The sequence below is a fragment of the Mesorhizobium sp. 128a genome (assembly GCF_053848025.1).
Map to the genome: position 1 here is coordinate 1 of NZ_JBSPKY010000123.1, position 294 is coordinate 294.

Below are 294 nucleotides of genomic sequence, written 5' to 3' on the forward strand. Positions count from 1 at the left end.
CGATGATTTCCAGTTCCTCGCCGACCTTGACCACGCCACGCTCGACGCGGCCGGTCACGACCGTGCCGCGACCCGAGATCGAGAACACGTCTTCGATCGGCATCAGGAACGGCTTGTCCAGCGGACGAACAGGCGTCGGGATGTAGGCGTCGACCTGAGCCATCAGCTCGCGGATCGCGTCTTCACCGATGGTCTTGTTCGAATCTTCAAGAGCAGCCAGCGCCGAGCCCTTGACGATCGGAATGTCGTCGCCGGGGAACTCGTTCTTCGACAGAAGCTCACGAACCTCGAGCT

At 61.6% G+C, this 294-nt stretch carries 1 pseudogene; it reads right to left on the reverse strand.

The window, feature by feature from the left end:
- Nucleotides 1-294: pseudogene (gene tuf / locus ACWTU9_RS33355) on the reverse strand (elongation factor Tu); the annotation flags it as partial.